This window comes from Streptomyces sp. Wb2n-11, assembly GCF_001049855.1.
Lineage (GTDB): Bacteria > Actinomycetota > Actinomycetes > Streptomycetales > Streptomycetaceae > Streptomyces > Streptomyces altiplanensis.
Genome location: NZ_CVPB01000001.1, coordinates 3,023,343 through 3,047,460, shown reverse-complemented (window position 1 = coordinate 3,047,460; position 24,118 = coordinate 3,023,343). Strand labels below are relative to the sequence as shown.

Here is a 24,118-nt window from a genome sequence, read left to right as displayed (position 1 = left end):
CGGCCGTCCTTCGCGGGGGCGCCGGGGCCGGTGCCATGGTGTGCGGGGCGGGGTCAGGACTTCGGCGGGACGGAGTCCCCGGGGCCGTCCTCGCGCCGCTTGAGCTCCTCCTCGCGGCGGCGCAGGTCCGCTTCCCAGTCCTTCATCATCGACTCGTCCTCGCCGCCCGTTCCGGAAGAGGCGGTCTCGTCCTCGAGGGACTTCAGGAAGTCGGGATTGTCGTCGGGGGCGACCCATCGCTGCTTGTCCCCGCGGCGCCGTTCGGAGGGCGCGCCGCCGGAGCCGTCGCGGGCCCCCTTGCGGACCTTGCCGACCGCGAGCCAGGCGACGGGGCCGATCAGCACCTCGCCGAAGAGCAGCACGATGATCACCCAGACCACCTTGGGAAGGTGGCGGACCTCTTCCTCGGGAGTGTTCAGGCAGTCGATGAAGGCGTAGATCCACAGCGCCAGCACCAGAAGGAACGGCAGATACCTGAGCATGAGGGCAAGCTCCCAGAGCGCGGACCGCAGGGCGCCGTGGGCAGCCCCGGTGACGGGCCAAGCGTAGTGCGTACCGGATACTGGACCGCATGGCTTACGACGATCTTCGCTCCCTGCTCCGGGCGCTGGAGCGCGAGGGCGACCTCAAGCGCATCAAGGCCGAAGTCGATCCGTACCTGGAGGTCGGGGAGATCGTCGACCGGGTGAACAAGGCGGGCGGTCCGGCGCTTCTCTTCGAGAACGTCAAGGGCTCGTCGATGCCCCTGGCGATGAACGTCTTCGGGACCGACCGCCGGCTGCTCAAGGCGCTCGGCCTGAAGTCGTACGACGACATCCGGGACAAGATCGGCGGGCTGCTCAAGCCCGAGCTCCCGCAGGGTTTCGTGGGGGTGCGGGAGGCGTTCGGCAAGCTCGGGTCGATGGCGCACGTGCCGCCGAAGAAGGTCAAGTCGGACGCGGCGCCGGTCCAGGAGGTCGTGCTCACGGGCGAGGACGTGGACCTCGACAGGCTGCCCGCCCTGTTCACCTGGCCCGAGGACGGCGGGTCCTTCTTCAACCTGGGGCTCACGCACACCAAGGACCCGGAGTCGGGCATCAGGAACCTGGGGCTGTACCGGCTCCAGCGCCACGACAAGCGCACGATCGGGATGCACTGGCAGATCCACAAGGACAGCCGGAACCACTACCAGGTGGCGGCCCGGCGGGGCGAGCGGCTGCCGGTCGCGATCGCCTTCGGTGCGCCGCCGGCCGTGACGTACGCCTCGACGGCTCCGCTGCCGGGCGACATCGACGAGTACCTCTTCGCGGGCTTCCTGTCGGGCAAGCGCATCGAGATGGTCGACTGCAAGACGGTCCCGCTCCAGGTCCCGGCCCAGGCGGAGGTCGTGCTGGAGGGGTGGCTGGAGCCCGGGAGGATGCTGCCGGAGGGGCCCTTCGGCGATCACACCGGGTTCTACACGCCGCAGGAGGACTTCCCGGCGCTGACGATCGACACGATCACGATGCGGCGGCGTCCGCTGCTCCAGTCGATCGTGGTGGGGCGGCCGCCCACGGAGGACGGGCCGCTGGGGCGGGCCACGGAGAGCTTCTTCCTGCCGCTGCTCAAGATCATCGTCCCGGACATCGTGGACTACCACCTGCCGGAGGCGGGCGGCTTCCACAACTGCGTCATCGTGGCGATCGACAAGAAGTACCCGAAGCACGCGCAGAAGGTCATGCACGCCATCTGGGGCGCGCACATGCTCTCGCTGGAGAAGCTGATCATCGTGGTCGACAAGGACTGCGACGTGCACAACTACCACGAGGTGGCCTGGCGGGCGCTGGGGAACGTCGACTACTCCCGCGACCTCACGGTGGTGGAAGGACCGGTCGACCACCTCGACCACGCGTCGTACCAGCAGTTCTGGGGCGGCAAGGCGGGCATCGACGCGACGAAGAAGCTGCCCGAGGAGGGCTACACCCGGGACGGGGGCTGGCCGAACATGGTCGAGTCCGACCCCGGGACCTCTGAACGGGTGTCGAGGCGCTGGAAGGAGTACGGGCTGTGACCAGCGCGGCGGCCGCCGTTCCGCAGGTCGGCGGGGTCAAGGCGTTCCTGCGGCTCGTGATGATCGAGCACTCGGTCTTCGCGCTGCCCTTCGCGTACATCGCCGCGCTCACCGCGATGTTCCAGCTGGACCGGAACATCCACTGGGGCGAGCTGCTGCTCGTCACGGTCGCCATGGTCGGGCTGCGTACGTTCGCGATGGCGTGCAACCGGATCATCGACCGGGAGCTGGACGCCCGCAACCCGCGCACCGCCAACCGGGAGCTGGTCACCGGCGCGGTCTCGGTCAGGTCGGCCTGGACCGGCGCGCTCGTCGCCGTGGTGGTCTTCCTCGGCGCCGCGGCCGCGCTGAATCCGCTGTGCCTGGCGCTGGCGCCGGTCGCGGTGGTCCCGATGGTGGTCTATCCGTACGGGAAGCGCTTCACCCACTTCCCGCACGCGATCCTCGGCCTCGCCCAGGCCATGGGCCCCGTCGGCGCCTGGCTCGCGATCACGGGGGAGTGGTCCTGGGACGCGGTGATCCTCGGCCTCGCGGTCGGCATCTGGATCGGCGGCTTCGACCTGATCTTCGGCAGCCAGGACGTCCAGGCGGACCGCGCGCACGGGGTGAAGTCCGTGCCGGCCCGCTTCGGGGTCCCGGCCGCGCTGTACGGGGCGCGGGCGTGCCACGCGGTGACGACCGTCCTGCTGGTCTGGTACGCGCTGGCCACCGACGCGGGGGCGTTCTTCTGGGCCGGCCTGGTGATAGTGACCGCGGCCTTCTTCTACGAGCACACGATCGTCAAGCCGCACGACCTGTCCCGCCTCAACCGGGCGTTCTTCACGACGAACGGCTTCATCGGGATCGCCCTGTTCGGGTGCGCGCTGGTCGACCTGCTGGTGCGCGGCCTCACGGTGTGAGGCGCGCGGGACCCGTGGGGTAGGTCCGCCGCCGGAACAGGAACGCGGCGAGTACGCCGCCGGCCAGGCCGAAGAGGTGGCCCTGCCAGCTGACGGCGGCATTGGCCGGGAGGACGCCCCACAGGATCGAGCCGTAGACCGCGGCCACCACCAGGCCGGTCACGACGTCCAGCGCGCTGCGGTCGACGAAGCCGCGGACCAGCAGGTAGCCGAAGAGGCCGAAGACGACGCCCGACGCGCCCGCCGTGTTGGAGTGGTCGGGAGCGGTGAGCCAGACCCCCAGGCCGCTGACGAGCACGACGACCAGGACGACGCCCGCGAAGCGGCGTATGCCGCTCAGGGCGGCGAGGAAGCCGAGGACCAGCAGCGGGACGGTGTTCGAGGCGACGTGGTCGAAGCCGTGGTGCAGGAACGACATCGGGAGCACGTCGCGCAGTTCGCCGACGTCGCGCGGGCTCAGCCCGTACGTGTTCAGCGCGCCCGTCGCGGCGTCCAGCGCCTCCAGGGCCCACAGCAGCGCGACCCAGCCGAGCATCAGCGCGGCGGCGGCCTTCGCCCGGTGTCCCCGGCTCCGGTTCCGGCTCCGTCCAACGGCGGTCGGTGACATGGCGTCCCCCTGCGGTACGTGCGGCTCTGCCGGTGGAACGTCCCGGGCACCTGACTCGGTTCCGCCCGGGGGAGCCCGGATAAGGTCGGGCACGTGGAGTCAGGACATACACGCGGTCAGCAGCCGCGCCGGCCATGGGTCGTAGGGGTTTCCGGGGCGTCGGGCACGCCGTACGCCGCCGCCGTGCTGCGCGGGCTGCTGGACGCGGGCGAGAGCGTGGACCTGGTGGTCAGCCGGGCCTCGCGCCTGACGCTGCTCGACGAGACGGGCATCGCGTTCCGGGACGCCCACTGGCAGGAGGACCTGCGGACGTGGCTGGCGCGCGGCGCGGACGGCAGGCCGGACACGTTCGCCGCCGAGGTGGGCGACGTGCGGTACTGGGCGGCCGGGGACCTCGCCGCCGGGCCCTCGTCGGGTTCGTACCCGGCCAAGGGGATGCTCGTCGTGCCGGCGTCGACGGCGAGCGTGGCCGGGGTGGCGCTGGGGCTGTCGAAGGACCTGCTGCAACGGGTGGCGAGCGTGACGCTCAAGGAGCGGCGCCCGCTCGTGGTCGCGGTGCGGGAGACGCCGCTGAGCGGCCAGACCCTCAAGCACATGGTGGCGCTGGACGAGGCGGGCGCCGTGGTGCTGCCCGCCTCCCCGGCGTTCTACGCGGGAGCGACGCACATCCAGGACCTGGTGGACTTCGTCGCGGGGCGGGTGCTGGACGCGGCGGGGGTGCCGCACGGCTTGTACCGCCGCTGGGAGGGGGAGCTCGGGGGCTCCCGGAAAGACAACGGGCGTTGAGCGCTGCACGCCTTAGATCGCACACATAAACTCGCGGTATTGCTGAACAATGGAAGGCTTCAGGCATATGGACGCCGTGGACAGGCAGCTCATCCAGGCCCTCAGAGAGAACGGCAGGGCCTCGTACGCCGAACTCGGCCGGCTCGTCGGGCTCTCGGGGCCCAGCGTCACCGACCGCATCAACCGCCTCGAGGCGGCCGGCGTCATCACCGGTTACCGCGCGACGGTCGACGCGAAGTCGCTCGGCCTCGGCGTCACCGCGCTGATCGGCATCTCGCTCTCGGACGCGGCGGACCACGAGGACGTGGCGCGCAGGCTGCGCGACCTCGAGGAGATCGAGGACTGCTGGTTCATCGCGGGCGACGACTCGTTCATGCTCAAGATCCGCGCGGGGGACGTCGACGGCCTGGAGAAGACGATCCGGCGGCTGTCCGGCACGCGGGGTGTCTCGCGCACCCGTACGACGATCGTGCTCTCCACCAAGTGGGAGAACCGCGTCGGGGGACTGCCCGAGGAAGGCTGACGGGGAGCGCCGACGGGGGTCCCTCCGGCCGAGGGGCGGGGGAGTACGGTGTTCTGAGCCTGATTCGTAGACAAATGGGAGGCGGCCGGAGATGACTGCATCTATCAAAGATGTAGGACTCAAGCGCGAGCTGGAGCAGAAGGTCCGGGCGGGTGAGCGGCTGACCCGCGAGGACGGCATCGCCCTCTACGAGTCCGACGACCTGGCCTGGCTGGGCGGCCTCGCCCACGAGGTGCGCACGCGCAAGAACGGCGACGTCGTCCACTTCAACGTCAACCGCCACCTCAACATGACGAACGTGTGCACCGCGTCGTGCGCGTACTGCTCGTTCCAGCGCAAGCCGGGCGAGAAGGACGCGTACACGATGCGCATCGAGGAAGCCGTCAAGCTCGCCAAGGCGATGGAGAACGAGAACCTCACCGAGCTGCACATCGTCAACGGCCTCCACCCCAGCCTCCCGTGGCGCTACTACCCGCGTTCCCTGAGCGAGCTGAAGAAGGCCCTTCCGAACGTCTCGCTGAAGGCCTTCACGGCGACGGAGATCCACCACTTCGAGACCGTGTCGGGCATGTCGGCCTCGGAGATCCTGGACGAGCTGATCGAGGCCGGCCTGGAGTCGCTGACCGGCGGCGGCGCGGAGATCTTCGACTGGGAGGTCCGCCAGCACATCGTCGACCACCGCACCCACTGGGAGGACTGGTCGCGCATCCACCGCCTCGCGCACCAGAAGGGGCTCAAGACCCCGGCGACGATGCTGTACGGGCACATCGAGGAGCCGCGCCACCGCGTGGACCACGTGCTGCGGCTGCGCGAGCTCCAGGACGAGACCGGCGGTTTCCAGGTCTTCATCCCGCTGCGCTACCAGCACGACTTCGAGGACATGAAGGACGGCAAGATCCGCAACCGTCTTCAGGCCCGTACGACGATGGCGAGCGGCGCCGACGTGCTGAAGACCTTCGCGGTCTCGCGGCTGCTCTTCGACAACGTCCCGCACGTCAAGGTCTTCTGGGTCATGCACGGCGTGCAGACCTCGCAGCTCGCGCTCCAGCACGGCGCGGACGACATGGACGGCTCGGTCGTCGAGTACAAGATCACGCACGACGCGGACAACTACGGCACGCCGAACAAGCTCGGCCGTGAGGACCTGCTGGAGCTGATCCGGGACGCGGGCTTCCGCCCGGTGGAGCGGAACACGCGGTACGAGATCATCCGCGAGTACCCGGGGCCGGACGCGGACCGCCGCGAGTCGCCGCAGGCGATGCGGGTCTGACGCCGCGGGGCGGCCCGGGGGCGCCCGGGCCGCGGAGCCGGCCGTGCGGACGTCGGACCGGGCCGTTTATCGTCGGGGGCATGCCGTTGACCTTCACACTTGATCCGCGGATCGGCCCCGGCCTGCGCGACGGCGTCCTGTCCCTGTGGACGGACGTCTCCAACGCGGGCGGCGCCGTCGGGTTCGTACCGCCCGTGACCGCCGAAGACATCCGGCCCGAGTGGGTCAAGCACCTCGCCGCCATCGACGAGGGCCGTACCCGGCTGCTCGTCGGGCACGACGAGGAGGGTGCCGTCGCCGCCACCGTGTTCCTCACGTACAACACGCACCGGCTGATGACCCACTGGATCTGGCTCTACACGGTGATGGTCCACCCGCGCCATCAGGGCAAGGGGTACGGCCGCGACCTGATGGCGGCGGCCGCCGAGGAGGCGCGGTCCTTCGAGGGGATCGAGGCGATACGGCTGACCTGCCGCGGCGGCACCGGAGCCGATCGGTTCTACGCCTCCTGCGGCTACAAGGAGGTCGGGCGCGTGCCCGGCGCGATCCGGGTCGCACCGGGCGACGACCGCGACGACATCATCATGCTGCTGCCGCTGGGATGACGGGAACGGCCGGGAAGGGCGGGGGCCCGGCAGGAGTTCTGCCCCCCTGTGTTTGACTGGTAGCGCCCCTTTAGGTTGCCGCTGAGGAGAAGGTCCCCCGTGAACACCAAGCACGCAACGATTCGCTACACCGCGATGCGCCTTGGCGTCTTCGTGGGCTGCTTCTTCGTCATCTGGGGCCTGGTCCACTTCGGCGTGCTCCCGGCCGGCCTGGGCGACTCCAACCTGCTGTGGGTGCTCATGCTCGCCATCGTCGTCTCCGCGCCGCTCAGCTTCGTGCTGCTGCGCAAGCAGCGCGACGCGATGTCCGAGCGGATCGTCGAGCGCGTGGACCACGTGAAGGCAAAGCTGGAGTCGAACCGCAGCCAGGAGGACGGCCTGCTCCGGTAAGGGCCGCGTAAGGTACGTCACACTTCGCACCACCCCGGTTCCGGACGCCCGTCCGGGGCCGGGGTGTTGGCGCTTTCCGGGCCGGGGCGGGAGCGCGCGTGCCCAAAGAACAGCTTTGATGTTCTCAAAGTACAAGTGTTAACGTGTTTGGCATGAAGACATCTGCCGCGCACTCCCCCGTCATGAGCGTTCCGCTCGTGCTGGTGGCGCGCCTGCATGTCGATCTCTGCCGCTGCATGTCCGCGGCCTGTCGCCGCCACATCTGACATCAGAAGCGACTTCACGCAGCGGCGACGCCCACAGCTCCGGTTCCACGTGCAGCTCACGGCCGCCGCACCCCCGCCCCCGTATCCCCATACGTAAGCAACGGAGTGTGTCCGTGTCCGCGAACTCCGCGATCACGCCCGAGGATCGGAAGCCTCGCTTCCGAATATCCGAAAAGTTTCCCTTCTGGGCCCAGATCATCACCGGTCTGGTCCTGGGTGTCCTGCTCGGATGGCTCGCGCGCAGCCAGGACATCAGCTGGCTCAAGACGACGCTGGAGCAGGTCGGAGGCATCTTCGTCCAGCTGCTGAAGCTGGCCGTCGCGCCGCTCGTCTTCTTCGCGATCCTGGTGTCGATCACCAACCTGCGCAAGGTCAACAACGCCGCCAGGCTGGCCTCGCGCACGCTGCTCTGGTTCATGATCACGTCGCTGATCGCGGTCGCCATCGGCCTCGCGATCGGCCTGGTCACCAACCCGGGCGCCGGTACGGGCCTGACGCCGAAGGACGGCAGGAAGCCCGAGGGCTCCGGTTCCTGGATCGACTTCCTGACCGGCATCGTGCCGACCGACGTCATCACGCCGTTCACCGAGCTGAACGTCCTCCAGATCGTCTTCATGGCCGCCGTCGCCGGTATCGCGGCCCTCCAGCTCGGCGAGAAGGCCGAGCCGATCCTCAAGCTCAGCGCTTCGGTCCTGGAGCTGCTCCAGAAGGCCCTGTGGTGGGTCATCCGCCTCGCGCCCGTCGGCACCGTCGGCCTCATCGGCTTCGCCATCGCCGACTACGGCTGGGAGCTGATCAGCAAGTACGCGACGTTCACCGCCGACGTCTACATCGGCTGCGCCCTCGTGCTGTTCGGCGTCTACCCGCTGCTGCTCGCCACGGTCGCCAGGGTCAACCCGCTCCAGTTCTTCAAGGGCGCCTGGCCGGCCATCCAGCTGGCCTTCGTCTCCCGCTCCTCGGTCGGCACCATGCCGGTCACCCAGCGGGTCACCGAGCGCCTCGGCGTTCCGAAGGAGTACGCGTCCTTCGCCGTGCCGTTCGGCGCGACGACCAAGATGGACGGCTGCGCCGCGATCTACCCGGCGCTCGCCGCGATCTTCATCGCGCAGATCTTCGACGTGCAGCTCGGCATCCAGGACTACCTGCTGATCGCCTTCGTCTCGGTCATCGGCTCGGCGGCCACCGCCGGTCTGACGGGCGCGACGGTGATGCTGACCCTCACCCTGTCGACGCTCGGCCTCCCGCTGGAGGGCGTGGGCCTGTTGATGGCGATCGACCCGATCCTGGACATGATGCGGACCGCGACGAACGTCGCGGGCCAGGCTCTCGTGCCGGTCATCGTCGCGGCCCGGGAGAAGATCCTCGACCACGACGCGTACAACTCGGCCTCGTCCTCGCCGGTCGACGAGTACGACGCGCCTGAGGCCGGGCAGAAGGCCGCCGTGCCGGTCGCCGCGTAACCGCGCTGCCGGAACCCGGACCACGAAGTGCCCCCGACGCCCCGCGTCGGGGGCACTTCGGCGTGGGGCGGGGCGCGGTGAGCGTCGTGTGCCTGTCCGTGAGCCGTTGAAACCGGCCGGGCGGGGCATACGGACATCAGAGCGATCTTGGAAAGGTCGTACGGAGGACGGAGCCGACGCAGATGCCGATACCCACCCGCCGGAGCCGCACCACAGGGCGCGGACCCGCTTCCCGGCTCCGCGTTGTCGCGTTCGGCCTCGGCCTGGTCGCCATCGTCGTCTGTGGTGTCGGACTCACCTTCAAAGCGGCGCTGGGGGAGGGCGACAACCTCCCGGCGGCCGTCCTGGCGACGGCCGCCCTCGTCGTCGTGGCCGCGGCGGTGGTCCGGGGCGGCCGCCGGCGGCGCGTCCGTCCCGCCGCCGTCGGGGCGGATGTCGTCGGCGTGGACGTCAGCGGTGCGGACATCAGCGGTGCGGACATCACCGGCGTGGACGTCGACGGTGTGGAGGCGGCCCGGGACGAGGCCGGAGCCGAGTCCGCCGGAGCCGGGTACGTGGAGTACGCGGCCATGGACCCGGACACCTTCGAGCGGGCGATCGCCGAGCTGTGCGAGCGGGACGGCTGCGTGGAGGTCCAGGTCGTCGGCGGCGCCGGGGACCTCGGGGCCGACGTCATCGCGATCACTCCGGACGGGCGGTGCGTCGTGATCCAGTGCAAGCGGTACGGACCGGCGAACAAGGTCGGCTCGCAGGACGTCCAGCGTTTCGGCGGCACGTGCTACGCCGTCCACGGTGCCCAGGTCGCCGCCGTCGTGACCACGGGCGAGTTCACCGAACCGGCGGCTGAGTACGCGGAGCAGTGCGGAATCCTCTGCATCGACCACCAGGCGCTCACCGCGTGGGCCGGGGGGACCGGCCCGGCGCCCTGGGACCAGGTGCCGGTCGCGTAGCCCGGACCGGACCCTCCGCGGCCTCGCAGGGTCAGGCCTGGGACTCCAGGCGGTCGACCGCGTTCTTGGCCTCCAGCAGGTCGGCGCCCGTGATGTCGCGGTAGAGCTTGACCGCCTGGATCTTCTTTCCCTCCCGCGCGAGCGCGGCGACCTGATCCATCGCCGGATCGGATTCATGGATGCCCAAGTGCTCCATGACGCGGTCGATCTTCTGCTCCAGCCGGGCGATCCGGTGGTTGGTGCGCCTGAGTTTGTGTTCGTTGACCGAGACCATCAGCGCGACGAGAACAAGGGCGAGGAGGGCTATCGCGATATCCATGATCCCCGAGCCTATGTCCGCGGCGGCGGGCGAGCCGCATACAGGCAGGAGCCCCGTTCCTCGCGGAACGGGGCTCCTTGGGTACTGCTACTTCGACCGCGATCCGGTCGGCCCGGGCAACTAGGCCGGGGTGACGTTCTCCGCCTGCGGGCCCTTCGGGCCCTGCGTGACGTCGAAGTTCACGAGCTGGTTCTCCTCGAGGGAGCGGAAACCAGACGCGTTGATCGCGGAGTAGTGGACGAAGACATCCGGGCCGCCGCCGTCCTGGGCGATGAAGCCGAAGCCCTTTTCAGCGTTGAACCACTTGACGGTTCCGGTAGCCATAAGCCCTCCTATGGGCCAAAGGGTTGCCCTGCTCCAGAACCTGCAAAGAAGTCTGAAAACTACAAAAGCCTGCGGGTCACATGCTCCGCAGGCTCTGTACTGCAAGGGAAACCAAACTGCAACTTGCGGCGAGCGTAGCATGCGTTCCGAGGCGAGTGGAAGAGGGAAAGATCACGCCTCCCGGAAGTTTGGCGGGGCCTGCCGGGACGTCTGCGGGGCCGCTTTCCGGGACCGGGCCGGCGACCTTCCGGAGAGCTTCGGGAGTCCTCCCGAAGTCCTCCCGAAGGGGCCCGGACCCCGGCGTCGGTCTGTGCGACAGACAGGTCTAGCCTCGCGATGTGGACAATTCAACTGCTGCCGACCACCGTCGCAGCCGGCCACGTGTCGGCCACATCCAGTTCCTGAACTGCCTGCCCCTGTACTGGGGGCTGGCCCGTACCGGAGCGCTTCTCGACTTCCAGCTGTCGAAGGACACCCCTGAGCGGCTCAGCGAGCAGCTGGTGCGCGGCGATCTCGACATCGCGCCCGTCACCCTGGTGGAGTTCCTCCGCAACGCCGACGACCTCGTCGCCTTCCCCGACCTCGCGGTCGGCTGCGACGGCCCCGTCATGTCGTGCGTGATCGTTTCCCAGGTGCCGCTGGACCGGCTCGACAAGGCCCGGGTCGCGCTCGGTTCGACCTCGCGCACGTCGGTGCGCCTGGCGCAGTTGCTGCTGGCCGAGCAGTACGGCGTACAGCCCGACTACTACACGTGCCCGCCCGACCTCGGCGTGATGATGCAGGAGGCGGACGCGGCCGTGCTGATCGGCGACGCGGCGCTGCGCGCCTCGCTGCACGATGCGCCCCGGCTCGGGCTCCAGGTGCACGACCTGGGGCAGATGTGGAAGGAGTGGACGGGGCTGCCGTTCGTCTTCGCGGTGTGGGCGACGCGCAAGGACTACCTCGCGCGTGAGCCGGACGTCGTGAAGAAGGTCCACGAGGCGTTCCTGACCTCCCGCGACCTGTCCCTGGACGAGGTGACCGAGGTCGCCGAGCAGGCCGCCCGCTGGGAGGTCTTCGACGCGGAGCTGCTGGAGCGCTACTTCACGACGCTGGACTTCCGCTTCGGCCCCGACCAGCTGGCGGGCGTACGGGAGTTCGCGCGCCGGACCGGACCGGACACCGGGTACCCGGCCGACGTCACGGTCGAACTGCTCGGCTGACCACGTCGCCCCCTAGGCTGCTCGCGACAGCGGGCAGGTCGCCGGCGGTGGCACGGGGGAGGACGAGGGCATGCAGCCGCTCGACGCGGGTGATCCGCAGACCATCGGCGCGTACCGGATCCTCGGCCGGCTGGGCGCCGGCGGCATGGGCCGCGTATTTCTCGGGCGCAGCGCGGGGGGACGTACGGTCGCGGTCAAGGTCGCGCATCCGCACTTCGCGCTCGACGACGAGTTCCGCGCCCGGTTCCGGCGCGAGGTGGCGGCGGCCCGGCGGGTCGGCGGCGACTGGACGGCGCCCGTGCTGGACGCGGACCCGGACGCCCCTGTGCCGTGGGTGGCCACCGGGTACGTCGCCGGGCCCACGCTGACGGAGGCCGTCGCCGACGCCGGGCCGCTGCCCGTGTTCGCGGTGCGCGCTCTGGGCGCGGGGCTCGCGGAGGCGCTGAGCGCCGTGCACGGACTCGGTCTCGTCCACCGGGACGTCAAGCCGTCGAACGTCATGCTGACGCTCGACGGGCCCCGGCTGATCGACTTCGGCATCGCGCGCGCCACCGACGGCACCGCGTCCCTCACCTCCACCGGCGTGTCCATCGGCTCGCCCGGTTACATGTCGCCCGAGCAGATCCTCGGCAAGGGCGACGTGACGGGCGCGGCCGACGTCTTCTCGCTGGGCGCCGTGCTGGCGTACGCCGCGCTGGGCGAGGCACCGTTCCCCGGCGACTCTTCGGCGGCGCTGCTCTACAAGGTGGTGCACGAGGAGCCGCGGCTGTACGGGCTGGAGGCGCTCGACGGTGAACTGCGCGAGGTGGTCGGCGCCTGCCTGGCCAAGGAGGCGGCGGACCGGCCGTCCCCGGAGGAAGTGGCGCGGCGGCTGGCGCCGGGCGGGGCCGCGCGGTTGGTGGCGGCGGGGTGGCTGCCGGGGCCGCTGGTCGAGCGGGCGGGGCGGGCGGCGGTGCGGCTGCTCGACCTGGAACCGGCGACGGCGGCGCCGGGGGATTCGGGGCCGGTGCCGTTCAGCAGCCCGGCGATGGGCGTGTTCGGACCGCCGCCGGTCTCCTTCGGGAGCGGGAGCGGGAGCGGGACCGGGGGCGTGGGTGCGGGTGGTGCGCCCGTCGTACCGGGTGGTGGGGCCGGGGCCGCCACCGCGTCCGATGCGGCGGGCCGCGTTTCGTTCTCGCTGACCACCGAGAACTCCGCTTCCGGCGCCGGGGGCCGCGGCCGCCGCAGGAGCTGCACGGTGGTTCTCGCCGTCGCGGGCGCGCTGGCGGTGGTGACGGTGGGCGGCTCGGTCTACCTGAGCGGACTGTCGGGCGACGGCCCCGGCGCCGAGAAGGGCAGCGGCGATCAGGACGCTCCTCCCGCCGCCGCGGCCGGCGTGCCCAAGGCGTTCACCGGTACGTGGGAGGGAAGCGTCACGGCGGGCGGCGTCGCCAGCCAGTACTCCGTCAGGATCAGCGGCGGGACGAAGGGCGAGGACGTGGCCCGTACGACGAACACGTTCGGGCCGCTCAAGTGCAACGGACTGGGCGAACTGGCCTCCGTGACCGCGAACGAGCTCCGCATCACCGACCGCGCCGACCCGGCCCGCCCCTCCACCCCCGGCTGCGCGAGCGGCACCGTACAGGTCACGTACACGCTGGAGAGGGACGGCACGATGACCGTCAGGGCGCGGGGCGGGGGAACCGGGAACCCGGCGGGCTCGCTGCGCCGTCTGGACCGCTGACTTCGGCGACCGTCGCGTCGACGGCGTACTCGTGGCCGTGCGGGCCGGTGTTCTCGAGGAGGCCGGCGGCCGCCCGGGACGCCTGCTCGGTGAGGGGTTCGATCCTGAGGCGGGACAGCAGCCGGTCGATCCTCGCGGTGTCGGCCTTGCCGTGGGTGACTTCGACGACGGTGGCCGAGCCGATGGCGAGATCGGCTTCGGCCTGCCGGAACACCTTGATCATGACGCCGGTGCGGCGATCGTCGTCGAGCCGGCCCGAGAGGCCCTCGCCGGCGAGCACGATCGTCCAAGTGATCCCCGATCACGCGGCGACAGAGCCGGTCCCGGGAAGCACCTTGCCGTAGATCCCGGCGCGAGCGTGGGCCAGTTCCTCCTCCGTGGACTCGCCGTACTCGCGCTGGTGGCGCTCCGGATCACGGTCGATCAGCTCGCCCGGGAGCCGCCGGGCGACTGCCTCCGCGACGTACCCCGAGACGTTGCCGGTGGTCTGCTTGAGCGCTTCGACCTGCTCGGCGGGGAGCGTGATGGTGACGCGTGCCGTGTCGGCCGTACGGCGATGCACCCCTCGTCCGCCGTGTCGACGTCAACCGGGCGCCCGAAGCTCACCCGAGGGGCTGGCGTAGGCTGGGCCGGTCCGTCCACACCCTGCCGAAAGGGACACTCCGGTGACTGAGAAGGCCGACCTCACAGCCGTCCTCGACCGCGCTGCCGAGGGTGGGCGGATCACCCCGGAAGAGGCCCTCGACCTCTACCGCTCCGCGCCGCTGCACGCCCTGGGCCAGGCCGCGGACGCCGTGCGCCGCCGCCGTTACGCCGGTACGGAGCACATCGCGACGTACATCATCGAGCGCAACATCAACTACACGAACTCGTGCGTCACCGCGTGCAAGTTCTGCGCCTTCTACGCCGCGCCCAAGAGCGACAAGGTGTGGACCCGCGACCTCGACGACATCCTGCGCCGCTGCGCGGAGACCGTCGAGCTCGGCGGTACGCAGATCATGTTCCAGGGCGGGCACCACCCGGACTACGGCGTCGAGTACTACGAGGAGCACTTCGCCGCGATCAAGGCGGCCTACCCGCAGCTCGTCATCCACTCCCTCGGCGCCTCCGAGGTCGAGCACATGGCGCGGATCTCGGGTGTGAGCGCCGAGGAGGCCGTCCGCCGCATCCACGCCGCCGGGCTCGACTCCTTCGCCGGCGCCGGCGCCGAGCTGCTGCCCGAGCGGCCGCGCAAGGCCATCGCGCCGCTCAAGGAGTCCGGCGAGCGCTGGCTGGAGATCATGGAACTCGCGCACCGCCTCGGCGTCGAGTCGACGTCGACCATGCTCATGGGTACGGGCGAGACCAACGCCGAGCGCATCGAGCACCTGCGCATGATCCGCGACGTACAGGACCGGACGGGCGGCTTCCGCGCCTTCATCCCGTACACCTACCAGCCGCAGAACAACGCGCTGAAGGGCCGTACGCAGGCCACGCTCTTCGAGTACCTGCGGATCATCGCCGTCGCGCGGCTCTTCCTCGACAACGTCGCCCACATCCAGGGCTCCTGGCTGACGACCGGCAAGGAGGTCGGCCAGCTGTCGCTGCACTACGGCGCGGACGACCTCGGGTCGATCATGCTGGAGGAGAACGTCGTGTCGTCGGCCGGGGCCAGGCACCGGTCGAACCGGATGGAGATCATCGATCTCATCCGCAAGGCCGGGCGCGTGCCGGCGCAGCGCACGACGACGTACGAGCACATCGTCGTGCACGACGACCCGGCGAACGACCCGGTCGACGACCACGTCGTCTCGCACCTCTCGTCGACGGCCATCGAGGGCGGCACCGCGCACCCCGAGCTGAAGATCCTCAGCGCGAGCTGACGGAGTCGCGTTGCTGACGATCCACGCCGCCGACCTGGTCGTCCCGGTCGCCGGGGAACCGGTCGTCCGGGGAGCGGTCGCCGTCGACGGTGCGACGGTCGTCGCCCTCGGCCCGTACGACGACGTGGCCGCCGCCCGGCCGGCGGCCCGCGTCCGCCGCTGGCCCGGAGTCCTCACGCCGGGGCTGCGCAACGACCGCGGCGGCTTCCTGCTGGAGCACACCTACTTCCCCGAGGACCCCGGCGAGTTCGACGTGCTCGGCCCGGACCCCCTCACCGGTGACGCCCTCGCCGCGCTGCGCATGACCGAGGCCCGCTGGGGCAACAGCGCCCGCCGCTGCACCCAGAAACTCCTGGCCCACGGTGTGGTCGCCGTCACCGGTCCGCTCCGGATCCCGGCCGTCCGCCAGGCGGTGCGGCGGGCCGGCCTCACGGTCGAGGGCGGGGCCGGGGCCGTGGAGGAGGCCCTGACGGCGTACCCCGGTGCGGGCCTGGACCCGCTGGCCGGGGGCGCCCCGCCGGCTTCCGTGGTCGCGCACCCGCTCACCGTCGGCTCCCGCGCCGACCTCGCCGTCTTCGACGTGCCGGACGAGGCGGCGCTGCGCGCGCGGGGGACCGGGACGTGCGTCGCGACGGTCCTGGGCGGGCGGCTGGTGCACCGGCGGCGGTGAGGACCGCACCCGTCCGCCGGGCCGCCGGGCGTCGTCAGGGAACGCTGGGGCCGCCCAGGTAGCGTCCGGTACGGTCGTACGGCCAGGCATTGGACACGCAGCCCCGCAGGCCCTTGATCTGCTGCATCATCGCGGGCGCCGGCCGGCCGGGGCCCGGACAGGTCTCGTGGCCGCGGCCCAGCCAGTGGCCGACCTCGTGGTTGATGATCAGGGCGCGGTACTCGGTGGCGGAGCCGTCGAACCGCGGGGAACCGAGCTGCCACCGCTTGAGATTGACCACGACCTCCTCGCCGCCGCGGCAGTTGACCTCGCCGCCGGTGTCCAGCCCGTACGAGCCGCAGATGCGGTCGGTGGTCGCAGGGGTGGCGATGCGGATCACCAACCCCGCCGGACCGTCCGCGACTTGGCGGAAGGAGTGGGTGCCGCCGTGCGCCCAGCCGCGCGGGTCGGCGAGGATGCCGGCGATGTCCTCGGCCGCCTCGTCCGGGTCCACGCCGGTGCCGTCCTCCATCTCGACCCGGTAGCGGCTTCCGCTTCCGCTGCCGGGGGCCGAAGCGCCCGCGCGGGCGACGGTGAAGGTGCCGGGGCCCGTGGCGGGCACGGAGGGCGGGGACGTGGACGCCTTGCCGGTCCGGGGCGGCACGGGGCTCTTGCGCGGTCCGGGGCCGGCGGAGCGAGCGGGGGAGGCGCTCGGCGACGCCGTCAGTACGGGCGAGGACGGAACGGGGCGCGCCTGACGGCGTTCACCGGTGGCCGGCGGGGCGGAACCGGACCACGGCAGGTCCAGGAACACCGCTGCCGCGGTGACCGCGGCCACCGCCACGAGCACGACGAGACCGCCCCGGCGCCGGCGGCGCGTACGGAACCGCTTTCCCGTCCGTCTGAGGTGTGCGCGCCCCGGCGGGCTCCCCTGCGCACGCTGCCGCTCCTGGCCTCTTCCGTGCTGCTCGCCCACCATGGTTCGCTCCGTTCCCGGTCGTCGGATGATCATCGGCGTACTGCCTTCCCGGGGCGGGAGTTCGTCCAGCGGCGCCAGGAGGGTGGCCCGGAGGCCGGAGCGCGGGACCGGCTCCCACCCCTTCAGAGGGGGTTCACGCCGGAAAGGTTGAGAGCGGATGTTGAACGGTCAAGGTGATGTGCGGGCGTGGGCGGGCGGGCGGGGCGGGGAGCCCGTGCCGTCGATGACCGGGCCCGCTCCGCCCGCGGCGGGCGGGCCCGGCACAATGGGCGGCGTGACCCGCGCATCCCTGAACAAGAAGCCCGCCGAAGTCGCCTCGATGTTCGACGAAGTGGCGGAACGCTACGACCTCACCAATGACGTCCTGTCCCTCGGGCAGGACCGGATCTGGCGCAAGGAGGTCGCCAGGGCGGTGGACGCCTGCCCGGCCCAGAAGATCCTGGACCTGGCCGCCGGAACCGCCACCTCCTCGCAGCCCTTCGCGCGGGCCGGTGCGTACGTCGTGCCCTGCGACTTCTCGATCGGCATGCTGCGGGTCGGCAAGCAGCGTCACCCGTGGATGCCCTTCACCGCGGGCGACGGGATGAACCTGCCGTTCCGCGACGACGTCTTCGACACGGTCACCATCTCCTTCGGGCTGCGCAACATCCAGGACACCGACGCCGCGCTGCGCGAGCTGCACCGCGTGACCAAGCCCGGCGGGCAGGTCGTGATCTGCGAATTCTCGCATCCGACCTGGGCTCCCTTCCGGACCGTGTACCTGGAGTACCTGATGCGGGCGCTGCCGCCGGTCGCGACCGCCGTCTCGTCGAACCCCGACGCGTACGTCTACCTCGCCGAGTCCATCCGCGACTGGCCCGACCAGCCGGCGCTGGCGTCCCGGCTCCAGCGGGCGGGCTGGTCGAAGGTCGCGTGGCGCAACCTGACGGGCGGGGTCGTCGCCCTGCACCGCGGTACGAAGCCCCGGTAGACCTCCCGTGAACTACCAGTCGGTCCTGGAGCGGATCGCGGAGGACGTCGCACCACAGGTCGGCAGCGGCAGGACCGCCGAGTACATCCCGGCGCTCGCCGCCGTCGACCCGCGCCGTTTCGGCATGGCCGTCGCGGACATGGACGGCAAGGTGTACGGAGTCGGGGACTGGCAGCGCCCCTTCTCCACCCAGTCGATCACCAAGGTCTTCACGCTCGCGCTGGTCCTGGCCACGGGCGGCGACGGCCTGTGGGAACACGTCGGCCGCGAGCCGTCCGGCAACCCCTTCAACTCGCTCGTCCAGCTGGAGTACGAGAACGGCATCCCGCGCAATCCGTTCATCAACGCAGGCGCGCTCGTCGTCACCGACCGCCTCCAGACCCTGACCGGCGACGCGAGCAGCGAACTCCTCGACTTCCTGCGCCAGGAGAGCGGCAACCCGGACCTGGCCTTCGACCCGGAGGTCGCCGAGTCGGAGTCCGCGCACGGCGACCGCAATGCGGCCCTGGCCCACTTCATGGCCTCGTACGGCAACATCGCCAACCCCGTCCCCACCCTCCTCGACCACTACTTCTGGCAGTGCGCGATCGAGATGAGCTGCGCCGACCTGGCGCTCGCGGCCCGCTTCCTGGCCCGCCACGGACTGCGCGCCGACGGCTCACGCCTGCTGACGCGCAGTGAGGCCAAGCAGATCAACGCCGTGATGCTCACCTGCGGTACGTACGACGCGGCCGGCGAATTCGCCCACCGGGTCGGGCTGCCGGGCAAGAGTGGTGTGGGCGGCGGGATCGTCGCGGTCGTGCCGGGGCGGTGCACGCTGTGCGTCTGGAGTCCGGGCCTGGACGAGCGCGGCAACTCGGTGGCGGGTGTCGCGGCACTGGACCGGTTCACGACGCTGACGGGACTGTCGGTCTTCTAGGACCGGGGCACGCTCTTCGGGAGCCGGTCCGGGCCGGCTCCGGGACGGGCCCTTGCCGGGAATCCCCCCCGCCGGGAATCCCCCCGCCGGGAACCGCCCGGCGGGGAAGACGAGTCAGTTCACACGGGAAACACACAGGAACCGCTCTTCCTTCGTTTCTCCCCGCTTTCCCTGCCTCCCCGCTCATCCCGCCCTCCCCGCGTCCGGAGCCCCCATGCCGCTGCACTGCCCGAACTGCGGAACCCCGGGCCCCGACGAGGCCCGCCACTGCATGAGCTGCGGGCACGAACGGCCGTCCGCCGGGGGCGGGATGTCCCTGCCCCCACCCCCGCCGCCCGCGTACGCACCCGGTCCCGCGACGCCCTCGCCCCTCGGACAGTTCTTCGGCCGCGCCTTCCGGGGCGACTGGGCGTCCGCGGCGAAGGCCGCCGCCTGGCCGCTCGGGCTGCTGCTCGTCCTGGCGGTCGCGCTGGCCGTCCCGTCGTACGGCCAGGACGGTGGCGGCAGCGGCAGCGGCAGCGGCAGCGGCGGAGACGGCGCAGACGTCGTGGTCGGCTGGAGCGACCGGCTGCGCATCGCGCTCGCCCTGCTGCTCCAGGCGTTCGGCGGCGGCTTCGAGGTGCGGAGCGCGGGACCGTCGCAGTTCGGCGCGGGGGGCGGGGACTTCGGCTCTCCGGAGTTCTCCCCCGGCCCGGCGGGCGGCGCGGAGATCTCCCTCGTACCGCTGACCGTCACCGCCCTGTGGATCGGCGCGCACCTCATCGGCGTACGGAAGCTGCGCGCGCGGGTGGCGTCGCACGAGCACGGGCGTACGGCGGGTCTCGAAGCGGCCGTCCGCGTCACCCTCCTCGCCACCGCCGGTGTGCTGGTCCTCGGCCTGTTCGCCCAGCCGTCGGTCGCGGGCGTCGAGGTCGTGTCGTCGCCGCTGCCCGCCGCCCTCGGTGCGCTGGTGCTCTCGCTCGCCGTCACCGCCGGCCTGCTCCAGCGCGACGACCTCGCGCAGTGGCCGGCGCGGTGGCCCGCGGCGGAGGCGGCCGTACGCGCGCTCGGGACGGCACTGCGGGCGCTCGGCTCCGTGCTCGTGCTCTGCACGCTCGTCGGCTTCGTCGTGTACGCGAGTACCGGGGGCGTCGACGGCGAGGCGCTGCTGTTCGCGCTGCCGGTGCTGCCGAACATCGGGCTGCTGGTGCTCGGGGCGAGCTGGGGCGTACCGGTGGAGTACGACCTCCAGGGCCAGGTCGGTTACTTCGGCGGCGGCCTCCAGCACGGCAGTTTCGGCCTGTCCGAGCTGGGCGAGGTGCACAACGGCTGGGCGGTGGCGGGCACGCTGGCGCTGGGTCTGGTGTGCGCGCTCGTGTGCGCGCTGTGGACGGCCCGCCGCTCGGCCGAGCGGCGCGAACACGTGCTGGCCGGGGCCTTCTTCCTCGGCCTGTACTTGCTGTTCGCCGGATTCACCGGGGTCTCTGCCGACCTCGCGGGCGGGATCGGCGACTTCGGCGGCGCGCAGGGCACGGTGGAGGTCGCGCCGAGCCCGGGGTACGCGCTGCTCCTCGGGCTGCTGTGGCTGGGAGGGGCGGTGCTGATCGCGCCGTACCTGCCACGGGTGCGGGGCGGGCGGACGGACGCGGTACCGGGAGTTCCGCCCGTCCCTCCGACCCCTCCGACCCCGTCGGCCCAGCCGGCACCACCGGCCCCGCCCGGGTACGTTCCGCCCGAGGCCCTGGCCGCGATGACGACGGCGACGGCGGCCACCGCCCCGGAATCGCACCCGGTGTACCCCCCTCCCGCGCCCGCCCCCACTCCCGCCTTCATCCCCACACCCACATCCGCGCCCGCCCCCAAGCCCCGGAGCCGCGCGCTCCTCTGGACCGGAACGCTCGCCGCCGCCTTCCTCGTCGGCGGTGGCGCCACCGCCGGTGTGCTGCTGCTCAACGACGGCGGCAAGAGCACCACCGTGCGGCAGTCGCAGGACGGCGAGCCCGTGGTGGCCGAGAGCGAGAGCCCCACCGAACCGGCGACCGGAACCCCGAGCACCTCCACGTCGCCCGCTCCCACCGCGTCCCCGTCCCCCTCGGCCTCCGGGACCGGGACCACGCCGAGCCCGTCCGCGACCTCCGCCCCGCCGGCACGCTCCGAAGTGCCCGCCGGCTACCGGAGGGTGACGGATCCGGCCGGTTTCTCCCTCGCCGTACCGGAGGTCTGGTCCCGCCAGGGCGCCGACCGCGGCCAGATCACCTACGCCGGTTCCACCGGGATGGAGCACCTGCTCGTCGGTGTCGTCTCCGACCCCCCGTACTCCTCCTCGTACGAGAACTTCCTGACCATCGAGAAGAAGGCCAAGGCGAACCAGAGGGACTTCCGGCGCCTGCGCCTGGAACGGGACACCTTCCAGGGCCGGCCGGGCGCGATCTGGGAGTACACGTTCACGGACAAGCAGACGGGCGAGACCCTGCACGCGATCGACCAGGGCTACATCGCGGAGGACGGAACCGACTACTCGATCTACACCAAGGCACGGGACCGCGACTGGCAGTACGCCCGCAAGACCTTCGACACCGCGCTGGCGACCTGGACCCTCGACTGACCCGCCGACCCTTGGGGAGGGCGCTCGGCACGCCCCAATAGACTGCCTTCGACCTGTGCCCCCGGGCACGCGACGTCGAGTCTTACGGGAGATCCCGCCGTGACCGAGCCCCTCTCCGAGCACACCGCAGATGTGATCGTCGTCGGGGCCGGACCCGCCGGCTCCACGACCGCCTACTACTTGGCGAAGGCCGGACTCGACGTCCTCCTGCTGGAGAAGACCGCGTTCCCGCGCGAGAAGGTCTGCGGCGACGGCCTGACGCCCCGCGCCACCAAGCAGCTGGTCTCGATGGGCATCGACATCTCCGAAGAGGCGGGCTGGCTGCGCAACAAGGGCCTGCGCATCATCGGCGGCGGCGTACGCCTCCAGCTCGACTGGCCGGACCTGGCCTCGTACCCGGACTACGGACTCGTCCGCAAGCGCGACGACTTCGACGAGCAGCTCGCCCGCCAGGCCCAGAAGGCGGGCGCCCGCCTGTACGAGCGCTGCAACGTCGGCGAGCCGGTCCTCGACCCCCGCACGGGCCGGATCACCGGCGTCAACGCCAAGCTCGGCGAGGAGAAGACCCCGGTCACCTTCCACGCCCCGCTGGTCGTCGCGGCCGACGGCAACTCGACCCGCCTCTCCCTCGCCATGGGCCTGCACCGCATGGAGGACCGCCCGATGGGCGTCGCGGTCCGTACGTACTTCACCTCCCCGCGCCACGACGACGACTACCTGGAGTCCTGGCTGGAGCTGTGGGACCGCCGGGGTCCGCAGGACCGCCTGCTCCCCGGCTACGGCTGGATCTTCGGCATGGGCGACGGCACGTCCAACGTCGGCCTCGGCATCCTCAACTCCTCCAAGGCGTTCAAGGAGCTGGACTGGCGCGAGGTGCTCAAGGCGTGGTGCGCGTCGATGCCGGAGGAGTGGGGCTACACCCCGGACAACATGACGATGCCGATCCGCGGCGCCGCGCTCCCGATGGCCTTCAACCGCCAGCCCCACTACACCAAGGGCCTGCTCCTCGTGGGTGACGCGGGCGGCATGGTGAACCCGTTCAACGGCGAGGGCATCGCGTACGCCATGGAGTCGGGCCAGATCGCCGCCGACGTCATCGTCCAGGCCCAGGCCCGCGCGACCCCCGCCCAGCGCGAGCTCGCCCTCCACGCCTACCCGAAGATCCTCAAGGAGACGTACGGCGGCTACTACACGATGGGCCGCGCCTTCGTGAAGCTCATCGGCAACCCGAAGGTCATGAAGATCGCGACCCAGCGCGGCCTGACGCACCCGGTGCTGATGAAGTTCACGCTGAAGATGCTGGCCAACCTGACCGACCCGACGGGCGGCGACGCGATGGACCGCATCATCAACGGCCTGGCCAAGGCCGCGCCGAACTCCTGACCCCTGACCCCTGACCCCTGACCTATGGCGCAGGACACGCCCACATGTGGGACGTCCGTTTCTGGGCGTACCGAACATGGTGTGACCAAGGCTGGAGCGACGGCACAGACGGACGGTTTCGTCCGTCGCGAGCGCGAGCTTGCCGCGCTCGACCGGATGGGTCGGCTCGATCAAGTGGCTGGAGAACCGGCCGTTCGACGCGCGTGACCTGGCGCGCCTGATCGTCCACCGGTCACAACTGCCGGGCGCGGACGAGGACACCCCGCTGCTCGCGGTGTCACGCAGCGGCGCCACGGCGGACAGCGTACAGGTGGTGGGTCCCGAGGAGTTGCTCACCGCCTGGCGGTGAGCGCTCAGGCGGGCGGCAAGCGGTCGTCCTTCACGGCGGAGACGAAGGACGACCAGGCGGTCACGTCGAAGAGGAGCGCGGGGCCGCCGGAGATTTTGCTGTCCCGTACGGGCGTGACGTCTGGGAAGCCGTCGGCCACTTCGACGCAGCTACCGCCCTCGGCGTTGCTGTGGGACGACTTGCGCCACGTGGCGCCGCTCAGGTCATGCGCAGTGCTCATGGTGCGAAGTCCTCCGCCGCCGATTCGATCAGGGCCAGGGACGCCTCCGGCGACAGCGCGGCGGCCCGGATCAGATCGTAAGACCGCTGGTACTTGGCGACCAGCGGGGGGATGTCCAGCAGTTGACCCGAGTGCTGCCCTTCCGAGTAAGCGACGGGCGGTGCGTCGTCGAACGTCATGACTGCGAACATGCCGCTGCTTGCGGCATGGGCCCCGGCGGCGAAGGGCAGCACCTGGACGAGGATGCGTCCGCGTCGAACCAATTCGGCGATGTGCTCAAGTTCGCGAGCCATCACCTCCGGGCCGCCCACGGGGATGCGCAACACGGCCTCATGGAGGACGACCCACAACACGGGCCTTGTTGGTCCATCGAGCAGGGCAGCCCGCGCCGCACGGGCCCGGGCCCACGTGTCCATGTCGTGGTCGAGGATGAGCGCGGCAGCCGGTGCCATCAACGCCCGTACGTACTCCTCGGTCTGGAGCAGTCCTGGAACCAGCGTCGGCGCGTACTCGCTGATGGTGAGGGCTTCCGACTCCAAGGCGGCAGCATCGGCGAAATAGGCAGGGTGCGGACTGCTGTCGATCAGCTCCTTGCACATGCGGGCCAGTAGCCCGTCCGTCCCCAGCTCGCTGTCGATGCGCTGCGCGAGGTCGAGCTGGGGCTTGCGGATGGCGGCCTCGATCTGGCCGATGTACGTCCCCGAGACGTAGACCCGCTCCCCGAGCTGCTGCTGGGTGAGCGCTACCGCTTCTCGCTGCCGCTTGAGTTCGGAGCCGAAGAACGGCCACCCGACCTTGCCCTGAGCGAAGCTCAGGCCTTTGTTTGGCTTGCTCACCACTGAACTCCCCT

27 protein-coding genes are annotated in these 24,118 nt (G+C 71.1%); 18 read left to right on the top strand and 9 right to left on the bottom strand.

Translation table 11 applies throughout. From position 1 onward, the window contains the following. Window positions 1–53: 53 nt before the first annotated feature. Window positions 54–482, bottom strand: a complete 429-nt coding sequence (locus BN1555_RS13715) for a PLD nuclease N-terminal domain-containing protein (protein ID WP_093799646.1) — start codon at window positions 480–482, stop codon at window positions 54–56. Between the two features lie 89 nt (window positions 483–571). Here BN1555_RS13715 and BN1555_RS13710 point away from each other — a divergent pair, with 89 nt between their 5' ends. Further along, a complete protein-coding gene (locus BN1555_RS13710; protein WP_093799645.1) occupies window positions 572–2,029 on the top strand; it encodes a menaquinone biosynthesis decarboxylase in 1,458 nt (485 codons plus the stop codon). After that, window positions 2,026–2,928, top strand: a complete 903-nt coding sequence (gene mqnP / locus BN1555_RS13705) for a menaquinone biosynthesis prenyltransferase MqnP (protein ID WP_093799644.1) — start codon at window positions 2,026–2,028, stop codon at window positions 2,926–2,928. The genes BN1555_RS13710 and mqnP overlap by 4 nt, the downstream gene beginning before the upstream one ends. On the opposite strand, the gene BN1555_RS13700 is transcribed toward mqnP, so the two are convergent. Further along, a complete protein-coding gene (locus tag BN1555_RS13700) occupies window positions 2,918–3,463 on the bottom strand; it encodes a rhomboid family intramembrane serine protease (RefSeq protein WP_255306408.1) in 546 nt (181 codons plus the stop codon). The genes mqnP and BN1555_RS13700 overlap by 11 nt on opposite strands. Before the next feature lie 165 nt (window positions 3,464–3,628). On the opposite strand from BN1555_RS13700, the gene BN1555_RS13695 reads away from it, so the two are divergent. From BN1555_RS13695 to BN1555_RS13665, 7 genes are all read left to right on the top strand, one after another. Then, window positions 3,629–4,321, top strand: coding sequence for a UbiX family flavin prenyltransferase (locus BN1555_RS13695; protein ID WP_093799642.1), 693 nt, complete (start codon window positions 3,629–3,631; stop codon window positions 4,319–4,321). A gap of 67 nt (window positions 4,322–4,388) precedes the next feature. Then, window positions 4,389–4,844, top strand: a complete 456-nt coding sequence (locus tag BN1555_RS13690) for an Lrp/AsnC family transcriptional regulator (protein ID WP_093799641.1) — start codon at window positions 4,389–4,391, stop codon at window positions 4,842–4,844. Between the two features lie 91 nt (window positions 4,845–4,935). Then, window positions 4,936–6,114 (top strand): aminofutalosine synthase MqnE, encoded by a 1,179-nt coding sequence (gene mqnE, locus BN1555_RS13685; RefSeq protein WP_093799640.1) that lies wholly within the window; start codon window positions 4,936–4,938, stop codon window positions 6,112–6,114. A gap of 80 nt (window positions 6,115–6,194) precedes the next feature. Further along, on the top strand, window positions 6,195–6,719 hold the full coding sequence (locus BN1555_RS13680; protein WP_093799639.1) for a GNAT family N-acetyltransferase: 525 nt from the start codon (window positions 6,195–6,197) through the stop codon (window positions 6,717–6,719). Window positions 6,720–6,818: 99 nt separating this feature from the next. After that, complete coding sequence (locus tag BN1555_RS13675; RefSeq protein WP_255306025.1) at window positions 6,819–7,109, top strand: DUF4229 domain-containing protein; 291 nt, start codon at window positions 6,819–6,821, stop codon at window positions 7,107–7,109. 379 nt (window positions 7,110–7,488) lie between these two features. Further along, window positions 7,489–8,835: a dicarboxylate/amino acid:cation symporter gene (locus BN1555_RS13670; protein WP_093799638.1), complete on the top strand. Its 1,347-nt coding sequence runs from the start codon at window positions 7,489–7,491 to the stop codon at window positions 8,833–8,835. 182 nt (window positions 8,836–9,017) lie between these two features. Then, window positions 9,018–9,785, top strand: coding sequence for a restriction endonuclease (locus BN1555_RS13665; RefSeq protein ID WP_093799637.1), 768 nt, complete (start codon window positions 9,018–9,020; stop codon window positions 9,783–9,785). A gap of 31 nt (window positions 9,786–9,816) precedes the next feature. Here BN1555_RS13665 and BN1555_RS13660 read toward each other — a convergent pair whose 3' ends face one another. Both BN1555_RS13660 and BN1555_RS13655 read right to left on the bottom strand, forming a co-directional pair. Beyond that, window positions 9,817–10,104, bottom strand: a complete 288-nt coding sequence (locus tag BN1555_RS13660) for a hypothetical protein (RefSeq protein WP_093799636.1) — start codon at window positions 10,102–10,104, stop codon at window positions 9,817–9,819. Between the two features lie 120 nt (window positions 10,105–10,224). Further along, a complete protein-coding gene (locus BN1555_RS13655) occupies window positions 10,225–10,428 on the bottom strand; it encodes a cold-shock protein (protein ID WP_008738468.1) in 204 nt (67 codons plus the stop codon). Window positions 10,429–10,766: 338 nt separating this feature from the next. On the opposite strand from BN1555_RS13655, the gene BN1555_RS13650 reads away from it, so the two are divergent. Next, window positions 10,767–11,630, top strand: coding sequence for a menaquinone biosynthetic enzyme MqnA/MqnD family protein (locus BN1555_RS13650; RefSeq protein ID WP_093799635.1), 864 nt, complete (start codon window positions 10,767–10,769; stop codon window positions 11,628–11,630). A gap of 70 nt (window positions 11,631–11,700) precedes the next feature. Continuing rightward, window positions 11,701–13,353: a serine/threonine-protein kinase gene (locus BN1555_RS13645; RefSeq protein ID WP_093799634.1), complete on the top strand. Its 1,653-nt coding sequence runs from the start codon at window positions 11,701–11,703 to the stop codon at window positions 13,351–13,353. Here BN1555_RS13645 and BN1555_RS13640 read toward each other — a convergent pair. Both BN1555_RS13640 and BN1555_RS13635 read right to left on the bottom strand, forming a co-directional pair. Continuing rightward, window positions 13,292–13,633, bottom strand: coding sequence for a PIN domain-containing protein (locus tag BN1555_RS13640; RefSeq protein WP_093799633.1), 342 nt, complete (start codon window positions 13,631–13,633; stop codon window positions 13,292–13,294). The genes BN1555_RS13645 and BN1555_RS13640 overlap by 62 nt on opposite strands. Window positions 13,634–13,654: 21 nt before the next feature. Next, window positions 13,655–13,915, bottom strand: a complete 261-nt coding sequence (locus BN1555_RS13635; protein WP_093799632.1) for a hypothetical protein — start codon at window positions 13,913–13,915, stop codon at window positions 13,655–13,657. A gap of 103 nt (window positions 13,916–14,018) precedes the next feature. Here BN1555_RS13635 and mqnC point away from each other — a divergent pair, with 103 nt between their 5' ends. Then, the gene (mqnC, locus tag BN1555_RS13630; RefSeq protein WP_093799631.1) at window positions 14,019–15,215 is read left to right on the top strand and encodes a cyclic dehypoxanthinyl futalosine synthase; all 1,197 of its coding nucleotides are present in this window, start codon (window positions 14,019–14,021) and stop codon (window positions 15,213–15,215) included. A gap of 10 nt (window positions 15,216–15,225) precedes the next feature. Continuing rightward, window positions 15,226–15,885 carry a hypothetical protein gene (locus BN1555_RS13625; protein WP_093799630.1) on the top strand — a complete coding sequence of 220 codons (660 nt, stop codon included), beginning with the start codon at window positions 15,226–15,228 and terminating at the stop codon, window positions 15,883–15,885. Window positions 15,886–15,919: 34 nt separating this feature from the next. Here BN1555_RS13625 and BN1555_RS13620 read toward each other — a convergent pair whose 3' ends face one another. Continuing rightward, window positions 15,920–16,843, bottom strand: a complete 924-nt coding sequence (locus BN1555_RS13620) for a DUF3152 domain-containing protein (protein WP_255306024.1) — start codon at window positions 16,841–16,843, stop codon at window positions 15,920–15,922. Between the two features lie 274 nt (window positions 16,844–17,117). Here BN1555_RS13620 and BN1555_RS13615 point away from each other — a divergent pair, with 274 nt between their 5' ends. The 5 genes from BN1555_RS13615 to BN1555_RS13595 all read left to right on the top strand — a co-directional run bounded on the left by BN1555_RS13615 (window position 17,118) and on the right by BN1555_RS13595 (window position 23,048). Then, on the top strand, window positions 17,118–17,813 hold the full coding sequence (locus BN1555_RS13615; RefSeq protein WP_093803381.1) for a demethylmenaquinone methyltransferase: 696 nt from the start codon (window positions 17,118–17,120) through the stop codon (window positions 17,811–17,813). 7 nt (window positions 17,814–17,820) lie between these two features. After that, the gene (locus BN1555_RS13610) at window positions 17,821–18,732 is read left to right on the top strand and encodes a glutaminase (RefSeq protein WP_093799629.1); all 912 of its coding nucleotides are present in this window, start codon (window positions 17,821–17,823) and stop codon (window positions 18,730–18,732) included. Between the two features lie 214 nt (window positions 18,733–18,946). Next, a complete protein-coding gene (locus BN1555_RS13605) occupies window positions 18,947–21,316 on the top strand; it encodes a hypothetical protein (protein ID WP_176710032.1) in 2,370 nt (789 codons plus the stop codon). Between the two features lie 99 nt (window positions 21,317–21,415). Beyond that, complete coding sequence (locus tag BN1555_RS13600; RefSeq protein WP_093799628.1) at window positions 21,416–22,699, top strand: geranylgeranyl reductase family protein; 1,284 nt, start codon at window positions 21,416–21,418, stop codon at window positions 22,697–22,699. Window positions 22,700–22,838: 139 nt separating this feature from the next. Next, on the top strand, window positions 22,839–23,048 hold the full coding sequence (locus tag BN1555_RS13595; RefSeq protein WP_369688973.1) for a hypothetical protein: 210 nt from the start codon (window positions 22,839–22,841) through the stop codon (window positions 23,046–23,048). Between the two features lie 4 nt (window positions 23,049–23,052). Here the strand turns inward: BN1555_RS13595 and BN1555_RS13590 are convergent, their stop codons facing one another. Both BN1555_RS13590 and BN1555_RS13585 read right to left on the bottom strand, forming a co-directional pair. Next, window positions 23,053–23,268, bottom strand: a complete 216-nt coding sequence (locus BN1555_RS13590) for a DUF397 domain-containing protein (protein WP_093799627.1) — start codon at window positions 23,266–23,268, stop codon at window positions 23,053–23,055. Continuing rightward, window positions 23,265–24,104 (bottom strand): helix-turn-helix domain-containing protein, encoded by an 840-nt coding sequence (locus tag BN1555_RS13585; RefSeq protein WP_255306023.1) that lies wholly within the window; start codon window positions 24,102–24,104, stop codon window positions 23,265–23,267. The genes BN1555_RS13590 and BN1555_RS13585 overlap by 4 nt, the downstream gene beginning before the upstream one ends. Window positions 24,105–24,118 lie beyond the last annotated feature (14 nt).